At 46.9% G+C, this 1,325-nt stretch carries 1 protein-coding gene; it reads right to left on the minus strand.

Translation table 11 applies throughout. The features are described 5' to 3' along the window. Window positions 1–1,325: efflux RND transporter permease subunit (locus tag J4G07_21315; protein ID MCE2416526.1), on the minus strand; the 1,325-nt coding region annotated here is incomplete at both ends.

The raw sequence follows: 1,325 nt of genomic DNA on the forward strand, positions 1-1,325 counted from the left end.
ACTGACGACCGCATCAACTTCAGTTGATGGAAGTCTTTTAGCCATCTCTTCAATTTGGACAATTACTTCTGTTGTTTCTTGTATTCCGTAGGAAGGCGGCATCTCGGCTTGGACATAAAATTGGGGGAACTCTTCACCGGGGAAGAGTTCCCTGTCAAGAACATAAAATGCCCCAATGCATGCAACCAATCCGAAGAAGAGCACACTCCCTACAAACGCATATCGGTGTCGAATGGTTATTTTCAGGATCCTAACATATCGGTTCCGAATTAATTCAAAAAACATGGCAAACCACACGAAAAAGCCGACAATGCGAACACCGAGGGTGAAACCCCTCGGAGACTCGGTTCGGAGATTTTCAAGCCCGCTGCGTCCTGTGCGAATTTTCGTTCTTCCCCATTCAGAGACGTGTGCTGGTAAAATTACAAAGACTTCAAAAAGAGATGCTATCAACACCAGAATCGCCATAACCGGCACGATCCGCATAAACTGTCCAGTAACACCAGACATAAACATCAACGGTCCAAAAGCACAGATTGTCGTCAAACTTGCCGCTACAACGGGCCAACCGACCTCTTCTGCGCCGCGGATAGCGGCAACTTTCGGGGATTCACCTGCCTCAATATGCCGATAGATATTTTCTATGACAACAATAGCATCATCAACGACAATCCCTACGACTAAAATAAGCCCAAACAAGGAGACACCACTGAGCGTATAACCCGCAATGGACATAAACCAAAATGTTGCCATGAACGCTACCGGTATACCGAGTGCCGCAAATAGTGCATTCCGCCATCCAATGAAGAGAAGGAGCATTAGCACAACAAGCACCAAACCGAAAAACGCATTTGTTTCAAGAATTCCCAATCGTTCTTTGAGAACAACCGAATAGTCATTAACAACCGTCAACTCAGCACCTTCGGGGAGATTCGTTCTCCGATTGTCGACTAATTCTCGAAGTTTAGCAACTAATGCGATTGTGTTTCCCTCAGTTTTCTTTTGCACACTCAGGCTAATCGAAGGTTGTCCATCAATTCGCGATAGCGTTCGCTCCTCCTCGTAGGTGTCAGAGATCGTTGCAACATCTTTCAGACGGAGAAGCCTACCTATCGGCTGAACAGTGATGAGCGTTTCGCCAATAGCGTCCAAATCGGTGAATTCTCCCATCGTTCGGACCATGAATTCTGTGCCTCCCAGTTCCATGGTGCCAGCCGGGAGATTCAAGTTGTTTGTTCCCAGTGCCGTAATGACCGCTGAAATTGGGAGTCGATATGCCTTCAATCGATCCGGGTTCACCTCAATCCATATTTCCCTCTCACGGA

Source organism: Candidatus Poribacteria bacterium, assembly GCA_021295715.1.
In the GTDB taxonomy this organism is placed as follows: domain Bacteria; phylum Poribacteria; class WGA-4E; order WGA-4E; family WGA-3G; genus WGA-3G.